The 19395-nt window shown below is 58.9% G+C and carries 17 protein-coding genes; 4 read left to right on the top strand and 13 right to left on the bottom strand.

The window, feature by feature from the left end:
- The 4 genes from M9920_11980 to M9920_11965 all read left to right on the top strand — a co-directional run bounded on the left by M9920_11980 (window position 1) and on the right by M9920_11965 (window position 4536).
- Complete coding sequence (locus M9920_11980; GenBank protein ID MCO5053010.1) at window positions 1–783, top strand: type II secretion system GspH family protein; 783 nt, start codon at window positions 1–3, stop codon at window positions 781–783.
- Window positions 780–1142 (top strand): hypothetical protein, encoded by a 363-nt coding sequence (locus tag M9920_11975; protein MCO5053009.1) that lies wholly within the window; start codon window positions 780–782, stop codon window positions 1140–1142. Before M9920_11980 ends, M9920_11975 begins: the two co-directional genes overlap by 4 nt.
- Window positions 1143–2115: 973 nt before the next feature.
- A complete protein-coding gene (locus M9920_11970; GenBank protein MCO5053008.1) occupies window positions 2116–3054 on the top strand; it encodes a hypothetical protein in 939 nt (312 codons plus the stop codon).
- A 360-nt stretch (window positions 3055–3414) separates the two neighbouring features.
- On the top strand, window positions 3415–4536 hold the full coding sequence (locus M9920_11965; protein ID MCO5053007.1) for a Gfo/Idh/MocA family oxidoreductase: 1122 nt from the start codon (window positions 3415–3417) through the stop codon (window positions 4534–4536).
- A 103-nt stretch (window positions 4537–4639) separates the two neighbouring features.
- On the opposite strand, the gene M9920_11960 is transcribed toward M9920_11965, so the two are convergent.
- The 13 genes from M9920_11960 to M9920_11900 all read right to left on the bottom strand — a co-directional run bounded on the left by M9920_11960 (window position 4640) and on the right by M9920_11900 (window position 19243).
- The gene (locus M9920_11960) at window positions 4640–5359 is read right to left on the bottom strand and encodes a hypothetical protein (GenBank protein MCO5053006.1); all 720 of its coding nucleotides are present in this window, start codon (window positions 5357–5359) and stop codon (window positions 4640–4642) included.
- A 146-nt stretch (window positions 5360–5505) separates the two neighbouring features.
- Window positions 5506–6819 (bottom strand): cell division FtsZ family protein, encoded by a 1314-nt coding sequence (locus tag M9920_11955; protein MCO5053005.1) that lies wholly within the window; start codon window positions 6817–6819, stop codon window positions 5506–5508.
- A gap of 12 nt (window positions 6820–6831) precedes the next feature.
- On the bottom strand, window positions 6832–8052 hold the full coding sequence (gene ftsA / locus M9920_11950; protein ID MCO5053004.1) for a cell division protein FtsA: 1221 nt from the start codon (window positions 8050–8052) through the stop codon (window positions 6832–6834).
- Complete coding sequence (locus tag M9920_11945) at window positions 8045–9004, bottom strand: FtsQ-type POTRA domain-containing protein (protein ID MCO5053003.1); 960 nt, start codon at window positions 9002–9004, stop codon at window positions 8045–8047. The genes ftsA and M9920_11945 overlap by 8 nt, the downstream gene beginning before the upstream one ends.
- Window positions 9001–9903 (bottom strand): D-alanine--D-alanine ligase, encoded by a 903-nt coding sequence (locus tag M9920_11940; protein MCO5053002.1) that lies wholly within the window; start codon window positions 9901–9903, stop codon window positions 9001–9003. Before M9920_11940 ends, M9920_11945 begins: the two co-directional genes overlap by 4 nt.
- Window positions 9904–9913: 10 nt before the next feature.
- Entirely contained in the window at window positions 9914–10864 is a 951-nt protein-coding gene (gene murB, locus M9920_11935; protein MCO5053001.1) for a UDP-N-acetylmuramate dehydrogenase, read from the bottom strand.
- Window positions 10861–12057 (bottom strand): undecaprenyldiphospho-muramoylpentapeptide beta-N-acetylglucosaminyltransferase, encoded by a 1197-nt coding sequence (gene murG / locus M9920_11930; protein ID MCO5053000.1) that lies wholly within the window; start codon window positions 12055–12057, stop codon window positions 10861–10863. The genes murB and murG overlap by 4 nt, the downstream gene beginning before the upstream one ends.
- The gene (gene ftsW / locus M9920_11925) at window positions 12054–13214 is read right to left on the bottom strand and encodes a putative lipid II flippase FtsW (GenBank protein ID MCO5052999.1); all 1161 of its coding nucleotides are present in this window, start codon (window positions 13212–13214) and stop codon (window positions 12054–12056) included. The genes murG and ftsW overlap by 4 nt, the downstream gene beginning before the upstream one ends.
- A gap of 48 nt (window positions 13215–13262) precedes the next feature.
- Complete coding sequence (locus tag M9920_11920) at window positions 13263–14000, bottom strand: LysM peptidoglycan-binding domain-containing protein (protein ID MCO5052998.1); 738 nt, start codon at window positions 13998–14000, stop codon at window positions 13263–13265.
- A gap of 397 nt (window positions 14001–14397) precedes the next feature.
- On the bottom strand, window positions 14398–15555 hold the full coding sequence (mraY, locus tag M9920_11915) for a phospho-N-acetylmuramoyl-pentapeptide-transferase (protein MCO5052997.1): 1158 nt from the start codon (window positions 15553–15555) through the stop codon (window positions 14398–14400).
- A gap of 104 nt (window positions 15556–15659) precedes the next feature.
- Window positions 15660–17057, bottom strand: coding sequence for a UDP-N-acetylmuramoyl-tripeptide--D-alanyl-D-alanine ligase (locus tag M9920_11910; GenBank protein ID MCO5052996.1), 1398 nt, complete (start codon window positions 17055–17057; stop codon window positions 15660–15662).
- 54 nt (window positions 17058–17111) lie between these two features.
- Window positions 17112–17312 carry a hypothetical protein gene (locus M9920_11905; protein ID MCO5052995.1) on the bottom strand — a complete coding sequence of 67 codons (201 nt, stop codon included), beginning with the start codon at window positions 17310–17312 and terminating at the stop codon, window positions 17112–17114.
- A gap of 14 nt (window positions 17313–17326) precedes the next feature.
- Window positions 17327–19243, bottom strand: a complete 1917-nt coding sequence (locus M9920_11900) for a penicillin-binding protein 2 (protein ID MCO5052994.1) — start codon at window positions 19241–19243, stop codon at window positions 17327–17329.
- Window positions 19244–19395: the final 152 nt, after the last annotated feature.

Below are 19395 nucleotides of genomic sequence, written 5' to 3'. Positions count from 1 at the left end.
ATGAAAACGATCGGGCGCGCGTTCACTCTGTTGGAACTACTGGTGACGATGGCGATCATCGGCATTCTCGCGGCGTTGCTGTTCCCCGCGTTGAGCCGGGCCAAGGCGCGGGCCCGGCAGATCAACTGCCTCTCGAACCTCAAACAATTTGCCACCGCCCTGCAACTTTACGCCGGCGATTTCAACGATCATCTGCCGCCCAATCAGGACGGACAAAACGTTCCGCTCGGACAAACCTGGGTGGAAGGCTGGCTCGGGTTGCCCGGACCGGATTGCACCAACACGACTTATTTGCAGCGCAGTCTGGTGGGACGTTATCTGGGAGGCCGGGTGGAATTATGGCGTTGCCCCGCCGCCAGGCCGGTCACCGTCGCGGGCGTCACCCAACCCCGCGTGCGGACGGTGTCGCTCAATGGTTTCATGGGGTCTCCCGGACAACAACCGCCCGCCACCACGTACCGAAAGTTGAGCGGCCTGACCGGACTGACGCCCGCCCTGGCGCTGACGTTCCTGGAAGAAAAGGTGGAGACGATCAACGATGGCGCTTTTGGTTTGCAGAGAGATTTTGACGCAAACGCCAGCGCGAACTGGACGTTGCGCGACAAACCGGAGACGTTGCACACGGGCAGCGGCAATGTCAGTTTCGCCGACGGTCACGCGGAAAATCACCGTTGGCGCGACGCGCGCACCCTCAACGCGCCACGCGACGACGCCGTAATGCCCGGCAACGCGGACGTGCTCTGGTTGCAACAACACGCCACCTGGCGCCCAACCACCCCATGAATAGCGCGCCACCTTTTTGGACTGCGAGCCGACGAAAATGGCTGGGAATCGTGCTGGGCTTCAAAGCGGTCACGTTTCTCATCGCGCTGATCGCCATCACCTATTTCCCCAATCTTAATGAAGCTGAATATCAGCGTGACCTGCATTGGCCGCGCGAAGGCCCGCCCACGCTGGCCACTCATTTTGCGACCTGGGACGGCGCGCATTATCTGTTCTTAAGCGAGGTGGGCTACCAATCGGGTTCGCCCTCGTGCGCCTTCTATCCGCTCTGGCCGTATCTGAGGCGCTGGCTCTGGTCACCGAAGCGCGTTACTCGTTTTCCGGTAAAAATGGGGCGGACCTGTTCTGCGATCTCGTGATCCAAAGCGCGCTCAGAAGCAACTGGAAGGCATCTCCATTTCTGCGGGTCTCTGCACTGGATCCGGAAAGATTAAAGGAAGAAACCCGGAGGCTCGCCGAATTCCCCGATGGCTTTGTAAGCACCTCAATACACTTTACCAAGTTTACGAACATTGCCGGTTTTCGGCTACCTCGCATGGCAGGTCTCTGGCTGATCTGGCTTTGCGCGGTGATCGCAATATACCGCGCCGGGGTGATGCTCTTTTCGCCGCGCAGCAGCTGCCACTGCTTGGGAGTACTAGGAACATTAGTAGGCTCTGCTGGGCGCAACGAGAACGCAATTACATTCGTGATCTGGCTAGGGTTAACGGGGATGGCGTTGACGTTACTGGCTCTTGGTCACCATTCTAAACGTGCTTTGGCGCGGGCTCCGTATCCGTTAGTGTTAATTTCCTTAGTGGTGGGCCTGGCCAGCCTGCCCTCAGGGAACGCTTGCGCAGCCATCCAAATCTCAGGTGAGATCGCTGCGGATTATTACTCTCCTCAGGGCCACCCGATAAACCACGGACTCAGCAAATTCCGGGTCGTGCGGGACGGTTCTCGCTGGCAGCTGATTACGGAACAAGCCGGTTCGGAATCACTGAGCATTACATCCGACGGAAACACGACATTCACAGTCATTTCCGCGACAAATACTGCTCCAGTGCGGGTTGCTCGTGGCGCCACCAATGTCAACGCCCGCATGCAAGTGGGGATTATCGACCCCTGGAGCTTTCCTCTCCACACTCCCGCAGCGAGCCTTCCTTGGTGGTTCTTCGTCCTCTCCCGAGAAACCGATTTAAGACTTTCGGATTTGCCCGCGCCATGGAGTAACCCAAGATCCGATCCGAAGGCCTATTTTTGCAGCAACGTGGTAACTTGGTCGGGTGCGCATCCGGGGGTTGTAGCGTCGGCGGCGTTCTTCTATTCAGCGGACATCCTGTGCTCATGGCCATGTCGCTGGCCAACGCGTTGTCGCTCATTGGCCTGCTCCTGCTCTACCGGTTGATGGTCCGACAGTGCGGAGAAATCCCGGCGCGTAACGCCTTGATCCTGCTGCTCGCGTTTCCCGGCGCGCTGTTCTTTTCGTTTCCCTACAGCGAATCGCTCTTCCTGGTACTTTTGATGGCGTTCTTCTGGGGCTTGGAGTTGCGGCGATGGACTTGGGTGGTTGTCGCCGGGGTGCTGCTGCCCTTGGCGCGGCCAGTGGGCATCTTCATCCTGCTGCCGCTCGCCTACTTTTTCTGGGAACGCGGCTGGCCAGCCTGGCCAACCCTTCGCGCCCGCTTAAATCAACTGCACCAAATCATCACCACCCGACGGCGTTCGAAGAACGGAAACAATTCGACTCCAACGCCGCCATCGGTAGCGCCTCAAGTTGCCGCGCCCCGGACGGTCGGTTCGGCGCCGTGGTTGTTGCTGGCGCCCCTCGGCGGCTATGCCGCGTATTTTGGACTCATGTATCTCTGGACCGGCAATGCGTTCGAGGGATTCGCCGCGCAAAAGCATTATCCGTATTCCCCTTCGATTGCGAACATGTTCGATCTACCGGCGTTCTGGAGCGCGTTCACCAACCTGCAAACCCTGGACGGGATGATGGATGCGGCGCTGGATCGGGGGTTTTTCCTGTTATTCCTCGCGTTGCTGCCGCTGGTGTGGAAGCGCAATCGGCTGTGGTTTTGGTATGTGCTGCCCGGTGGCTTGATTCCGCCGCTGACCAGTTATTTCATGTCCTACCGGCGCTATATCATGATGCTGTTTCCGCTCTTCGTCGTCATGGCGCAACTATTGACCAAAGGGCCGCGTTGGATGTTTTGGTACTATGTGATTTTGATGGCCCTGTTACAGGCGTGGGCCGTATTCCAATTCGTGAACTTCAACTGGGCGGGATGAAGTCGGCTAACCTCCGAGGCTCCATAAAACGTGAGGCGGACGCCGCAGGATTCTCCCAATGATGTTTATGAAAACGCGCGTTACCGTGACCACCCGGGAGACGCGGACCAGGCCACAAGGCCAACCGTCTCAAATCGTTCTCGACAATAACTGAACTCTGCGCTTCGGCCCGGCCCGCCCATTCGCGTTTGTAGGTGGCGTGATCCCCCGCTCCGGATGGCGGCGCGCTGATCAAGACCTTGATGACAACGATCAATGCCGAGGAAATTATTCCGTTTACCGCGAACAGAAGATTGCTCTTCCCGCTGAATCCGCTCATCATGCCACCCGGTTCCAAACCTGAAACAGGACAGATTGATTATGAGCAAAAAATTCAATATCGCGATTGTCGGACTGGGGTTCGGGGCGGAATTTATTCCCCTCTGGCAAAAACATCCACACACTCATTGTTACGCCATTTGTCAGCGTAACCGGAAGAAACTGGACGCCGTGGGCGACTACTTTGGCGTGACCAACCGTTACACGGATTTCGCGCAACTGCTCAAGGACCCGAATGTGGATGCCGTTCACATCAATTCGCCCATCCCGGATCACGCCTGGATGAGCATCGCCGCGCTCAAGGCGGGCAAGCACGTGGCCTGCACCGTCCCGATGGCGACCAGCATCGCCGATTGCAAAAAGATCGTGGAGCTGGCGCGGCGCACGGGATTGAAATACATGATGATGGAAACCGTGGTGTACGCCCGGGAATACCTTTTCATGAAGGAACGGCTCGACAAGGGCGAGTTGGGCAAACTGCAATTTGTCCAAGCGAGTCATCAACAGGACATGGACGGCTGGCCAAATTATTGGCCCGGGCTGCCGCCGATGTGGTACGCCACGCATTGCGTGGGTCCGGTGGCCGGACTGATTGGTAAACCGGCGGAGTACGTTTCGTGTTTCGGCTCGGGCACCATCCGCAAGGAACTGATCAAGTGCTACGGTTCGCCTTTCGCCGTGGAGACGGCGCACATCAAATTCAAGGGGACCGACGTATCGGGCCGAATCATCCGCAGCTTGTTTGACACCGCGCGGCAGTATCGTGAGAGCATTGACGTTTATGGCTCGAAGCGGACGGTGGAGTGGCCGTTGATCGAACACGAACCGCTGGTGGTGCATGCGGCGAAGAAACCCGAACCCAAGATTCCGCAACGCGTTACCTGCCCGGACTTCGCCAAGCGCCTGCCCAAGAGCATCGCCAAATACACGAAACAAGGGGTCTATGACGCATCAAAGAAGACCCACTTGAGTTTCACGCAGGGCAGCGGTCACGGCGGCAGTCACCCGCATCTGACCCACGAGTTCGCTTCGGCGCTGGTCGAGAATCGCGATCCCTTTCCGAATGCCAAACAATCCGCCAACTGGACGTGCGTGGGATTGTGCGCGCATGATTCGGCGTTGCAAGGCGGCAAGATTATCCGTCTGCCACAGTTCACTCATTAAACCCGGCGCTCCCAGGTTGAAGCGATCCGAAGCTTAAACAACAACGCCCCGGAATCATCCGGGGCGTTGTTGAACCGAAATAAGCAGCGCCGCTTCGGCGGCCTCAGCACCGCCGGCCAAAGCATTGCCGGCACATCACCCAAATCAAACCGCTCACCAACGCGATGGTCATCGAAGCGGGTTCAGGCACAGGGCTGGATTGGAAGTTCACGCCATCAAAGAAACCGTAACTGGCATCGTTATTGGCGTCACTGGTCGAAACACCCAGTTGCAATAAATACGAACCAGCCGCCGGTGCGGACCATTGCCAGAGACTCCAACTCGGCGCGGAAGGATCAAGCAAAGCGGCCGCGACGGCTCCCGAGGTTGCCTGCCAAGGCGTCGCCACGAGTTCACCTTGTGAGTCGAAAATCCGCACCCAAGCCGAATCGGAGGGAGTATCGTCCCCAGCAAAAAAGGCCGCCCAGCCGGACAAAGTATCGCCGATCCCGAAATCAAGCGTCTGGCTCACGTAAGTTTGATAGCTGTCGTTACCCAGAAAATCGCCAGCGGCACGCGTGTTGAGCGCCAGAAAGCGCTGTCCGGCTGCGGGAGTAAGCGTCGAGCTGAGATTGAAATTTTCGCCCCAGGAAGACATCGTCCGGACCAGTCCGGCGGGTCGCAGGGACAAATCTGACGCCCGGGTGCCCATGTCGTTGCTAACGGACCAGCCCACGACATCCCACGATTCGAAGCTTCCGTTGTAAAGTCCCGCGAGGCTGGAGTACACTCCACCCGACATCATCATCGCGGCAGCCAGACAAACAACAACTGGACGTTTCATTGAGTCTCAGTCTTTTCCCAATCAGGAAAATCCGCAACTACGGGAACCACTGATTTTTACATCCGTATTTCTACAAAAAATGCCCGCAAAAAGCCCGATGCGAAAAATCGCGGAGAGGCAACTGCACGCTGTGGAAATGCGATGACTTAATTCAGGGAAATGCCGCGACGCACGTAAGTGGGCAGGTCCAAATCCTCTCCCTTGTGAATTGTCGGCTCGCTCTTATCGAAGCGTCCCTTGCTCACCAGGTCCAGGGGCAAAGTCGTCTGTTTCATGCGGGGGCTGGCGACGCGTTTACGAACGCGCCCCGATTTACCAACCTGTTTGGTCAAAATGGTGGCGCGTTGATCCGCAGTCAGCGGCGTCGCCGCCGGCTCGAGTCGCGATTCCGGGCGAGTGGTGTCTTCGGGATTCAACAGTTCGACATCCAACTGAGTGGCGGCGGCTGGTTTCCGCTGACCGTCCGGCCCGCCCGCGGCGGCGCGTTCCGCTTTGGCAGCGCAAGCCACAAACACGGTGACACTGAGGCGATCCTGAAAAGCCGGATCAATCGTGGCCCCCATCAGTATGCGGGTGCCGATGCAGCGTTCGGAAAGTTTTCGCATCAATTCATCCACCTCGGCCATCGTCAGATCCGAGCCGCCTACAATGCTGACCAGCATGCTCGTGGCGCCGGTGAAAGCTTCTCCTCCCGCCAGCAACGGATGAGCCAGTATTTTCTCAAGCACCAGCGGCCCTCGCGTGGCGCCCTGAGCCTCCACCGTGGCAAAACAACTGGCCTCATGATTTTCCCGCAGGACGGCGCAGAGGTCCTGAAAGCGTAATTGAACCAGACCCGAACGTTGCAGCAAACGCCACGCGCCGCGCACGGCTTCGATCAACAGTTGCGCGCCGGCGTGAAAACTTTCCAACACCGTCGCGCGCTCGTTGAGCAGCGGCAGCACTTTCTGGTTGGCGAGGCAAACCGCGGCGTCAGCTTCGCCATTAAGTTCCGCCAAGGCTTGTTGCGCCTGTAATTGGCGGCGATTCCCTTCGCAGGCAAACGGCAGGGTCACGAAGGCCAGCACCAGCGCTCCGCTTTCTTTCGCGGCTCGAGCCAACACCGGAGTCACCCCGGAGCCGGCGCCGCCCCCCAATCCCGCCAGCAGAAAGACAACGTCAGTCTGGGCACAGATGGCCTGCAAATCCGCATAACGCTCCTCGGCCAATTGACGGCCCAGCTCGGGGTCGCCTCCGGTGCCCAAACCCCGCAGCGGTTGCGACGTCAGCAACAACTGCGGTTGCGGCCCGACCGGAATTGAAGCGTCGGTGTTCACGAACGCCAAACTGGCCGGGGCAAATTCCGACAGTGGCAGCGCCTTGACCAACATCGCGCCCGCCGTGCCGACCCCGATGATTTTAACGCGAACGGTTGCGTCGGGGTTCGCCGCGCCTGAGGTTTTTTCAGCTTGGGCTTCCATAAAATTGCAAGGTTAACGAGGCAGTAATTTTCCCAATGCGTGTTTGAGGCTGCCGAATAGTGAGGGGCGTTGTTGTTCCCGCCGACTTTTCAACGAGCCGAAATAAATCAGGCCAACCCCCGTCGCGAATTCAGGCTCGTCAATGGAGGACTTCAAACTGCTGACCCCGGTGATCTTGCCAACCGTCACCGGCAACCCAAACACCTGCTCCGCCAGTTCCGTGATGCCACGGCTTCGCGAGCCGCCTCCCGTCAAGACCACGCCGGCGCGCAGATATTCCAGCAAACCTTTTTGCGCCACGTCCTGAGCAATCAATTCAAACGTTTCCTCGAGCCGCAGCGACATGATCCGCCGCAAATGATTCAGGTTGATCCGGTTCATCGGCAACCCGAGATCATTCTTGATTTCGACGTTCAGATCCTCATCTCTCGCGGCCATCAACGCATGACCGTGGGCAATCTTGAGTTGTTCCGCACGACCTTGCGGCACCTTCAAACCGTAAGCCAGATCGTTGGTCACGTGATCGCCGCCCACCGCCAAAACGCCGGTGTGCCGCACCACGCCCCGCTCGTACACCACGTAATTCGTCGTGCCCGCCCCCAAATCTATGAGTAACGCGCCGAGATTTTTTTGCACCGGCGTCAGCACCGCCAGCGATGACGCCAGGCCGTTAAAAACCACCTCCTCCACCTCCAGTTGCATGCCGCGCACCACACGCACGGCATTCTGCAGGCGGTTCAAATGTCCATGCACGACATGAACGTCCACCTCCAACCGCGCCCCCAACATGCCGACGGGCCGTTTGACGCCATTCTGGCCATCCACAAAAAAGTCCTGGCGGATGGCATGAAGCACGGTGTGCTCCTGCGGCAGATTGATGGCTTTGGCGTTCTTGACGACATCCGCAACGTCCTCGTGACTGATTTCGCGATCCGCTGAAACCACCGGGTGCATGCCCCGATTATTGAAACCGCGGATGTGGCCGCCCGATACACCCAAGTAAACGCTGTTGATTTCAACTTTGGTCTGGTTTTCCACGTCGCTGATAACCGTGCGCACATCTTCCTCCACCGCCCGGGGATCTATGATTTCGCCCTTGCGCACTCCGCGAGACTTTAAGCGCGCCACCCCGATGATGTTGGGGGCGGATTCACCATTGACCTCGCCCACAATCACGCAAACCTTGGACGTTCCGATTTCCAGACCAACGACGATTGAAGAGGAATCAAACATTGCGTTTCTTGTTTCGAATGGGTTTAGGGGGCTTGGCGGGCGGCGGCACAATGTTCGCCTCGAGCCAGCGCACCGGGACATTGTTCGACACGGACAAATCAATGCTGGCGACGTTCCGATGCGTTCGCACGCCGAGATCATGGATCTGCCGCCAACGCCGTAATTGCTGTTCCAAATTCTCGAACCCGAGGGTTACCTCACTGCCTTGCGCCGTCGTCACCACAATGACATCCACCGCGCTGACATCAATCCGCCGCAAGTCCACCAAACCCGCCAGCGGCGAATAAGCAAATTCATTGACCAATCGCAATGCCGACTGCACGGCGGGCGACGCCAGCCGCTGGCCCGGTCGCACGTCTCCCAGGTTCAAACCGGATAATTGCGGCAATCCATCGTCCGCAGCCAACAGCGGCCGGGTGCGCCGCCTTGCATCCAACGGCAGCATCACCACGCCGTCCGTTCCGATGTAGAAAACAGCCGCTTCCAAGTGACCTGGAGCGCGCACCGTGGGCACGCTCACCTGCAAAACCGGCTCGCGCTCGGCCACCTGGATGCGCAACGTATGCGGAAGGATGCGTTCGACCATGACCGTTTCCAGCGCCGGGGACAATTGCAAATCACGTTTTACGCGCGCCAGGTCCAGCGCCAGAAGATTCTGACCGGGACGGACGTTGGCCCAACGACGCAGTTGATCCGGCGCGATCGCGCCATCCGTATGCACTTCGATGGTGCGAATCGCGAACGCTGAATTTCTATAAACCAATTCGCCAACCACCCACTGTCCCGCGTGCCACAGCGCGAACGCGCCAACCACCGTGCCGAGCAACGCCGCCAGCGCCAGGCTCGTCTTGCGCAAACGCGCGCGACGCACTTGATCCGAGCGCAATTTCACATCCAGGACGTGAATGCGCCCAACGCGTCGGTTGACAGGTTTGCGTTTGATCCAACTCATTTGCGTTTAAGCGCCAGGGCAACCATGCGCTGGCACAACTCCGGATAAGTGATTCCCGCCGCCGCCGCGGCCTTGGGCAACAAGCTGGTTTCCGTCATCCCCGGGAGCGTGTTGATTTCCAACACCACCGGATCACCGTTGGTGCGCACCATCACATCCACGCGGGCATAATCGCGACCACCCACCGCCTTAAACGCCGCGCGGCCGGCAGCCTGAATGCGTTCCGTGGTGGCCGGATCAAAATCAGCCGGGCAAAAATAATCCGTCCGGCCGGCGGTGTATTTATTTTGATAGTCGTAGGTGCCGGATTTCGGTCGCACTTCCACAATCGGCAACGGTTGATCGTCCAGGATGCCCACGGTCGTTTCGCGGCCGATTATTTTCTCCTCAACCAACACGCGCGAGTCGTGGCGCAAGGCTTCCGCCAAAGCGGTGGACCATTCCTCCCGTCGTTCGACAAACTGGAGGCCAACGCTCGAACCCTGGCGCACCGGTTTGATGACCAGCGGCGGATTCCACCCCGTCGGCCAGGGTGTGTCCGACGTGGCCACCACGAGGGATCGGGCGGTCGGCACTCCGGCGGCAACCAACGCTTCCTTCGTCAACGCCTTATCAAATCCGATCCGGCTGGCCGCCGCATCGCACCCGGTGTAAGGCACGCCCCGTTGCTCCAATTCGGCCTGCACCGTACCGTCCTCACCGTAGGTCCCGTGCAAAGCCAGAAAAACCACGTCCGTCGGCGACGGCAGTTTCCAGTCCGGCGATTGCGGATCGAGTTCCGCAACCCGATGCCCCAGTGAACGCAACGCCGCCGCGACGGACGCGCCGGAACGCAGCGAGACTTCCCGTTCCGCACTCGGGCCGCCCAACATGACCGTGATATTCAGCTTTTCAATCATCGCCACTGGTTCAATCCTCCCCGACGATCTGGACTTCCGTCGTCAGCTCAATGCCGCGCTCGGTTTTGGCTTTGGCCTGAATCAGCGCCAGCAAATTCAAAATGTCCCGCGCCGTGGCCGTGCCGTCGTTGATGACAAAATTGCCGTGCTCCAGGGAAACCATCGCGCCGCCAACTTTCGTTCCTTTCAATCCCAATTCATCCACCAATTTGCCCGCGGGGACGTTCGGCGGATTCTTGAAGCAACAACCCGCGCTGGAAGCCGCCGGCTGCGAACTCCAACGCTTGAGGCTGAACTCCTTCATCCGATGTTCAACTTCCTCACGAGTCGAAGCGCGGCATTTGAAAACCGCGCCCAACGCCAGATGCGTTTTCAGCAATGCGCAACTGCGATAGGTAAATTCAATTTCGCTCGCCGCCAAATCGCGCCCAACTCCGGTTGCATCCATCACGCGCACGGATTCCACCACGCGGAAAGTTTCACTCCCCATCGCGCCGGCGTTCATGCGCAACGCGCCTCCCACACTGCCGGGAATGCCCTCAAAAAATTCCACGCCCGTCAAACCGGCGCGCTTTGCGTCAACCGCCACCTGCTTCAAGCGCGCCCCGGCCCCGCAACGCAACCGTTCGCCATCCACCACCACCGCGCTAAAACTTGGATGCGCCAAACAGATGACGACCCCGCGAAAACCGCCATCGCGCACCAGCAAATTTGAGCCGCGACCGAGGACAAAAAAGGGCACCGCAAATTCCGCACACCAACGCAGCACCGCCGCCAACTCCGTTTCCGAAGCGGGTTCGACATAAAAGTCCGCAGCCCCCCCGACGCGGAACGTGGTGCGTTTAGCCAGAGGGGCATTGCGCCGGATGACCGTGGCGGCCGAAACGACCGACTCCAACCCGCGCAACGGCGCGTCACAATGCGAGGCATCGGCGGCGGGCGGAAAGGGTGACACATTCATACCACAACCACACTTTCGATTTGCATCAATCGCGATTCCTCGTCACTTCCCGACAGCTTTTCGAGCGAAAGTTTTTCCGCCGCCACCGAACGACCAAGCGTTTGCAAAATCCGGCCCACAATCATCTCAGCAGCTTTCGAGTGATCCCACTTGGCCAACGCGGTTTGCATGGTGGCCCGGGCAATCGCGTCCTCAATCAGCCCTTGCAACGACTTCACCAGCCGCTCGGGAGTCACGGTGGGTTGCTCCAGTAAAATGGCGGCACCGCTTTCCGCGTAGGCGTGGGCGTTATGCCATTGATGATTATCAGCAGCACTGGGCAACGGAATCAAAATGGCGGGCAAGCGAACGGCGGCCAACTCCGCCAGCGAAGAGGCGCCGGCGCGGCTGACGCAAACAGTCGCGGCGCGCAAAGCCAGGGGCATTCGGTTCAAAAACGGATGCACCATCGCCGTCACTCCGCAGGCTGCGTAAGCGGCGCGAACCGTTTCCACGTCGCGCGTCCCGGCCAGATGCAGCCATTGCCAATTCCTGGTTGGCCCGGTCAGATGCGGTAAAGTTTCCAAGATCAGGTTGTTGATGCGGCTCGCCCCCTGACTGCCGCCCGTGATCAAAACGACCGGGCGATCCGGGTCGAGACCCAACTCCATTCGACTCGCCGCAGCGTCACCGCGGCGCAGTTCCGCCCGCACCGGCGTGCCAGTAACCGCAAATTCCCGCGCCGACAAACGCCGCGAGGCTTCGGGAAACCCGACGAACGCCACGTCCACCCGCGACGCCAACCAACGGTTCGCTTTGCCGGGAATGGTGTTGGATTCGTGCAGAAAAGTTTTGCAGCGCAACCCGCGTCCCGCCAACACCGGAGGCGCGGCGGTGAAACCGCCCATGGCTAAAACGGCGGCAGTATTCCGGGAACGAAACAATCGTCGCGCGGCACGCCAGGATTGGAAAAATCCGAGAAAAAATCCGAGCCGACTTCCCCGTTGCCAGGCCACCGCCGGCAGCGTGGCCACCTCGACTCCCGACGCGGCGCGCACCGCTTGTTGATCCACCTCCTTCGGCGAAATCAAAACGCTGACCGCGACTCCGCAAGCCCGAAGTTGTTCAGCCACCGCCAGTCCCGGAAAGAGATGTCCGCCCGTGCCGCCACAAGCAATGGCGACATGAAGGGGAGCGGATGAGGTCGCCGTCATGTGGTTTGGGCCTCGGGGAATTCGTCCGCGGTGAAGGGATTGACCGGTTTCGGTTCAGGGGCGCGACCTTGCCGCGCCACACTCAACAACAGCCCGACCGCCGTCAACATGACCAGCAAACTTGATCCGCCATAACTGATGAACGGCAACGCCAATCCTTTGTTGGGCAGCGTGCTGGTCACAACGCCGATGTTGATGAAGGCTTGCAACCCAATCAGAAAACTGATGCCCGCGGCGAGCATCATGCCGAACGTGTCCCGGGCGCGCGACGCGATGTAAAATCCGCAGATAAAAATCAGCACAAAAGCCAGCACGACGCCCAAGGTGGCAACCAATCCCAGTTCTTCACCGATGATCGAAAGAATGAAATCCGTGTGGTGCTCCGGCACGAAACCCATTTTTTGGCGACCATTCCCCAAGCCCAATCCAGACCAGCCGCCGGCGCCGAGGGCGATCATCGCCTGGTACGCCTGATAGCCAACGCCCTCACGATTTTCCTCCAAGTAGAGCCAGCTAAAAATCCGCTTCATGCGCATGGGATCCTGCCAGATGGAAAAGGCCAGTCCTGCCACTGCCAACAAGGCGGGCGGAACAAAAAACCGCCATTGGACTCCGGCCATGAGCAGCATGGTCCCGCCAATGGCCGCCAGCAAAATGGTGGTGCCGCGATCGGGTTCGACAAAAATCAGCCCCAACAATACCGCCATGATGCCGCCGGGGATAATGACGCCGCGCGTCCAATTACGCATCCGGCGCTGGTAACGCTCGCAATACCAGGCCATAACGATGATCAAAGCAAGCTTGGCGAATTCGGAGGGTTGCACGTTGCTGAACGGCAAATTGAGCCAACGTCGGGCGCCGTTGATGGGTTTGCCCCACGGTTCGGGCAACACCAGCACGGCCAGGAGCAACCCCGCGGCCAGGGCATACAAAACCCAGGCGTATTTTCGCAGCAGCCGATAATCAACCAACGTCGCCACAAGACACGCGCCCAATCCCAGGCCGCACCAAACCAACTGGGAGACGAACAACTTCGGACCGGTGAACTGCCCCGTGGACCGGTTTAGATCGTTCATCGTCGAGCTGTACAACATCACCAGCCCCAACACGAGCAGGGCGGCAACGCAAGCCATCAGTGTGGTTACAGCGGTCTTCATCTTATTCCGGGCGACCCTGACGTGGAGGCCGCCCTCACAACGGCCCACCTAGTTACTGGCAGGAATTTTCAATTTTTGCCCCACCTTGATCGTCGAATTTTTCAAACCGTTGGCGGCTTGGATGGCCTTGACCGTCGTATGGTACGTGCTCGCCAAGGCGCTCAAACTATCTCCCGATTTAACCTCATGAATTCTCATCCCATCCGCCGCTGGAGCCGCTGCGGTTGTGGGCGACGGCACGGCGGCCGGCACCGGAATCACCAGCTTCTGATTGATCTGCAGCTTCGTCGGCTCGACGTTCGGGTTCGCTTCCTGCAACGCCTTCGTGGTGATGTGGAACTTGGGCGCGATGGAGGAAAACGTATCTCCTTTTTTCACGACGTATTCGGAAGTGCCCGCCTCCGGTAGCGGCGGCGGCGTTGGCAGGGTCGTGGGTTCCACGACGGGGAAAGACGTTGTCCCGGTCTCGGTTTGCGGAGTCAGCGCGGGCGCGGCATTACTGCCAACCAGTTCCGGTTGCCAGTTCGATTCCACCTCGGTCACCGGCGGATTGCTTTCGGTGTACACTCCGGTGTTGTAAAAATCGTCCATGTTATTATCCACCGGTGGCGGTGGTGTTTCGCGTTTGCATCCCGGCATCAACAACAACCCGAGCAACACGGCGACATTCACGCCCAGGGCGCAAAAGATTTTGGTTTTGAGACTGGCTCGGGCTTGGTTTTGTTGCTCCAGATTGGAGCCTTGGGGAATCAGGGGGCTGACATTATTCATTTTCTTGGCGCGCATCGCGTCCTTTCATTGAGGTTTAATTTGGTTAATTTTCAGTTGTCCACTCCCGCCTCAACAAGAGCGACAACAAATTCATTTCCGTGCTTCCGTCAAACGGGTCGGCTCGCACCAACCCACCTTCCAATTTGTCGTGCATGTTGTGGTGCGGTTTCAACGCACCACCACTAATTGATTTGTCCCACTTCGTATGGATTTGCGCAATAATTTAACATCGCGAAAAATTCTCGAAGTGGAACCATCACAAAACCGGTAATCGTCTCCTTCAACCTTCGCTCGGAAAACGGCGCCGTTTCGCTGAATTTTTTAACAACGCCAGCCCGTCGCCGCAAGCAGGAAAGCTCGTTTTGAACGCGTCTGTTCCAACTGAACCACGTTGATTGTTGCTGGGACGGCTTCATCGGATTTTCAAGGTGCTCAAAGCGACGACCGCAAACAGCACGCATAAAATGTAAAATCGCGTGACGACCTGGGATTCATACCAGCCCTTCTTCTCGAAATGGTGATGAATCGGGGCCATCAAAAAAACCCTTTGTCCAACCCCGTGCCGCCGGCGCGTGTACTTGAACCAACTCTTCTGGATGATGACCGATCCCGCTTCCATGACGAACACGCCACCAGCGATGACGAGCAAAAATGGTTGATGAATCAAAACCGCCACCAACCCCAACGCCCCGCCCAACGCCAGCGATCCCGTGTCGCCCATGAACACTTGAGCGGGATGACAGTTGAACCATAAAAACCCCATCCCCGCCCCGAGCAGCGTCGCGCAAAAAACCGTCAGTTCCCCGGCCCCATCCACGTAGGGGATTTGCAGGTAGGTGGCGTATTTGAAATTGCTCGCCAGATAGGTGAGCACCAAAAACACAATCGTGGTGATCAGCGTGCAACCGATTGCCAGACCATCCAGGCCATCGGTCAGATTCACCGCATTCGAACTGCCCACGATCGTCAGCGTTACGAGCAGCAAACCAATGACCGCTCCGCACGGAATCGGATATTTGTAAAACGGCAACATCAGGGTGCTGACCAGATTATGATGCTCCGGCGTCTGCGTCTCGGTGAAACGCAGCCAGCTATCCTGCGGTAGTTTCCATAAATACACCGCCACAAAGACCGCCACGGCAAACTGCACCCACAACTTCACCCGCGGGGGCGCGCCGCCACCTTGTTGTTTCAGGATTTTTGCGTAATCGTCATAGAATCCCAGGCCCGCCAACACCAACACGGTCAACAAGGTCAATTCCAGCAGCGGATTCATCTGCGCCCACAAAATCGCGGTCAGATTCAAAACCAACACAATCAGGATGCCGCCCATCGTGGGCGTCCCTTTCTTGCTCAACACCCGCGTTTCAAACGCGCCGGATTGATCGGCCAGATCCTTGTATTCCTGGCCGAACTTCAATTGTTTCAAGCGCGCGATCACTTTGGGTCCCAGCCACCAACTCAGCAAGAGCGCCGTCACCGCCGCCCCCGCGCTGCGGAACGTGATGTACCGGAACAACCGCAGGAAGGACACGCTCGAGGCGTAGTCCGTGCCTTCGGCCCAGTTCATAATGGCTTGACTGAGGTAAAACAACATTGGGTTTCGATCCTATGCCCGCCCCGAAGCGCCGCCCGGCCTTCGGTCACTCCCGCCCCGATCACCGTCGAGGAGGTCTAATTCCGTTTCGCGCTCTCACTCGCTTTGAGCGCTTGCGCAATCCGTTCCAACCGCGTGCTCCGCGAGGCTTTCAACAACACCGTATCGCCCGGTTTCAAAAATGATTTGATGGCGGCAGCGGCGGCTTCGACATTCGCCAGCTCGATCACGCGGCCCAAACCCGCGTGCCGCGCGGCCTGTCCCATCACGCCCGCCATTTCGCCGACGGCAATCAACTGTTCCACGCCCAGTTCCGCCGCGTAACGACCCACCTCCGCGTGGGCGTTCTCCCGCTCCACGCCCAGCTCCGCCATGTCGCCCAAAACGGCCACCCGCCGCCCGGCACAAGGCAATTCCTGCAACACGCGTAACGCGGCGATCATCGAATCCGCGTTCGCATTGTAAGCGTCATCAAGCACCTGCACGCCGCCCGCCTCGTAGCGTTGCAAACGCATTTTCGCGGGAACACAATCGGCCAGTCCGCGCGCGATTTCGGCGCAGCTCAAACCAAACTCGGCGCCGAGCGCGATGGCGAACAGCGCGTTACTCACCTGGTGGCGGCCCAACAGACCAATGCGATACGAGCCGCTGAACTGCGGTTCGGGCGCCGTCACCGTAAAACTGGTTCCGTCGGATTCGAATTTCACCGCGCTGACGCGCCAATCACAATCCGGCCCGGCCCCCACCCGCGTGATCGCCGCTCTCGTGCGGCGGATCAGTGCGGCGCTCCATTCATCATCGCCATTCAAAAACAATCGGCCATCGGCAGGCAGCGCTTCGGCCAGAGCGCCTTCCTCCTCCGCCACTCCCGCGAGGTTTCCGAAAAATTCCAGGTGTTCGCGACCAATGTTGGTGATGACGCCATAGCGCGGTTTCACCAATTCCACCAGGCCGGCCAACTCGCCCGGATGGTTGGTGCCGACTTCCAAAATCGCCACTTGATGCGCCCGATCCAGTCGCAACAAAGTGGCCGGCACCCCAATGTCATTGTTAAAACTCGCCTCGCTCCACAGCGTGTGGAGTCGCTGCCGCAACACCGCGGCGATCAATTCCTTGGTCGTCGTTTTGCCGTTTGAACCGCCCACCGCAATCACCGGGAGCGAAAATTTTTTCCGATATGCCATACCGATTTGTCCATAAGCTTGTCGCGTATTCGCGACTTGAATCACCACACAATCCGGCAGCGTCGGCGTCCCTTGCCCGCTTTCGACGAGGACCGCCGCCGCGCCTTTTTGCACCACTTCGTTAAGGTAATTATGTCCGTCAAAATGTTCCCCTTTCAGCGCAATGAACAGGTCCCCGGCCTGCGCGCTCCGGGAGTCCGTGTTGATCCGCGAAAACGTCGCCGCCGGCGAACCTCGAATCAATTCGCCCGCACACGCTGCCATCACAAATCCCACCGTTTCCATTTCCATTCTTCACCCCGAATTCATCCGCTGCGCCGGTCCGCTGCGGCGAGCCACCCGACGTCACAGCATCGGATGCTGCCAACCGCTCCAGGACCAGTCCGCGGATTTTGCCGCCGCCACCTCGGGAGCCGGCAATTCGCGACGGACCACTTCCTTCCGCCGCGCGGCATCCGGGCTCCGCTCCGCCCCTTTCGCGACCCCGGCGGGCACCTGACTTAACGCCGCGGCAAACAACCGATGGGAGATACTGTTTGGATTCATATTCTCATGTGGTTTTAGTTTCCATTTAACGTCAGCCGACCCGAGGCCCGGGCCGGTTCAGGATTCAAATGCGAAATCGTGGAATTGGTTGAGACCGATTCGATGTCCGGTTGCACGTGTAAATACCCGGCCACCGCACTGGCGACTTGTTTGAAAACCGGCGCCGCGACGACTCCGCCGTAGTAACCGTTCTTCGGTTCGTCCAGGACAATGGAAATGCAAACCTCTGGATGGTCCGCCGGGAAAAAGCCAATGAAGGAGGCAATGTATTTACCGGCCAGGTAACCGCCCCGCCCCGGTTTTTGCGCGGTGCCGGTTTTGCCGGCGACAGTGTAATTGGTCAGCGCCGCGCGCACCGCGGTCCCGCCCGGTTGCACCACCGTCTTCAAGGCTTCCACCATTTGTCGGGCGGCGGTTTCGCCAACCACTTGACGAACGCGTTGCGGCTCAAATTGGGTGATCAACTTGCCGGTATTGTCCTGTAACCGGTTCACGATCATGGGGTGCATCAACCAACCGTCGTTGGCCAGGGCCGCCATGGCCATCGTCATTTGCAAGCGTGTCACCGCCACACCGTGCCCCATCGGCAATTGAACGATGGAAACTTTGCTCCAATCCTGCGTCGGACGAACAATACCGCGCGCCTCGGCGGGCAGCGCAATGCCGGACGGCCAGCCAAATCCAAAATCGGTCACGTAACTGAAGAGCCGTTGTTCGCCAAGGATCAGGCCGATCTTGGCGGCGCCGATGTTTGACGATTTGGTGATTACATTCCGGGCGGCCAGTAATCCGTACCCTCCGTGCGCATCATGCAGCGTTTTCCCGGCATACCTGAACGCGCCTTTCTCGCAATCAATCGGGGTGTCCAACGTGATCAGGGCGTCTTGCAACGCTCCGGACACCGGCACGACTTTGAAGGTTGAACCCGGCTCGTACACGTCGCTGATCACCCGATTACGGCGCAACTCGGGATCGCGCGGCACCTGGTTGGGATTGAAGTCTGGCAAACTGGCCAGGCCCAAAATTTCACCCGTGCGCGGCCGCATCACAATACCGGTAATGTTCACCGCCTCCGTGTTGGCCAATCCCTCCCGCAGCGCTCCCTCCAAAATGTTCTGCACCACGGCGTCAATGGTCAGCACGACGTTGAAACCATCTCGCGCCGGCACGTCTTGATCGCGCCAGGCCACCATTTCATCGCCGCGCCGATCGCGTTCAATCATCCGCCAACCTGAGGCCCCCGCCAGTTTTTTGTTAAAGGTTCGTTCGATACCTTCCACGCCCAGCAATTGCCCGAAATCAATGGAATTGGTGTCGCCATTGCGACCGACAAATCCAAGCACATGAGACGCCAGGCTGCCTTGCGGATACTGGCGTATCTGATCGTCCGGGCCGTCAACCGCGATCGCGCGCTGGCGCAATCCTTGCAGAAACAATTTTTCCGAACGGGTGCGATGCCGCTTTTGATCCAGCTCCGGCACGGGAAACGCCGCCATGATTTTCTTGACTTGCTCCCACTTCTCGACGGGCACCCGTTGCGCCACCGGCACGTAAAGGCGCGGTACTACTTTACCCGCCTGGTTGATCCGGTTGGTGGCGAGCAGTTTTTGGTAAAGCTGGGCTTCGTCCACCCCGAGCACCGGGGCAATGGCGCGCGCCACCTCCGCCTGTAAGTTCCCGATCAACGACGGATTGGCGCAGATGTTCTTTACCTTGAGGCTCGAGGCCAAAAGCGTGCCGTTGACGTCCAAGATGTCGCCGCGCCGCGCGGGAATCCGCACCCGGCGAACGGTGTTTTGTTGCGCCAGTTTGGACAACTCATCGTGCCGCCACACTTGCAGATCCACCAATCGAATCGCCAACAAGGCGAACGCGCCGACAAGCAATGCGCCCATCAACACGAACCGATAGTGTTGCAGTTTCTTTTCCATCGAAAATCTCTACTGTTCGTTGGCGCCGCTGCGCAGCCAACGGATTGTTCTCCGCTCCCGTTCAGTCGCCCCTTCACTCCGTGCCCCGACCCGTCTTATTTTGCGCGCCACCCGGGGCAGTCGGTTCCTCACGACCGCAGCCCGGGCGGCGG

Source organism: Verrucomicrobiia bacterium, assembly GCA_023953615.1.
Taxonomy (GTDB): Bacteria; Verrucomicrobiota; Verrucomicrobiia; order Limisphaerales; family JADLHS01; genus JADLHS01.
The sequence above is the reverse complement of the archived record's forward strand: the minus strand, read 5'-3'. Positions and strand labels throughout refer to the sequence as shown.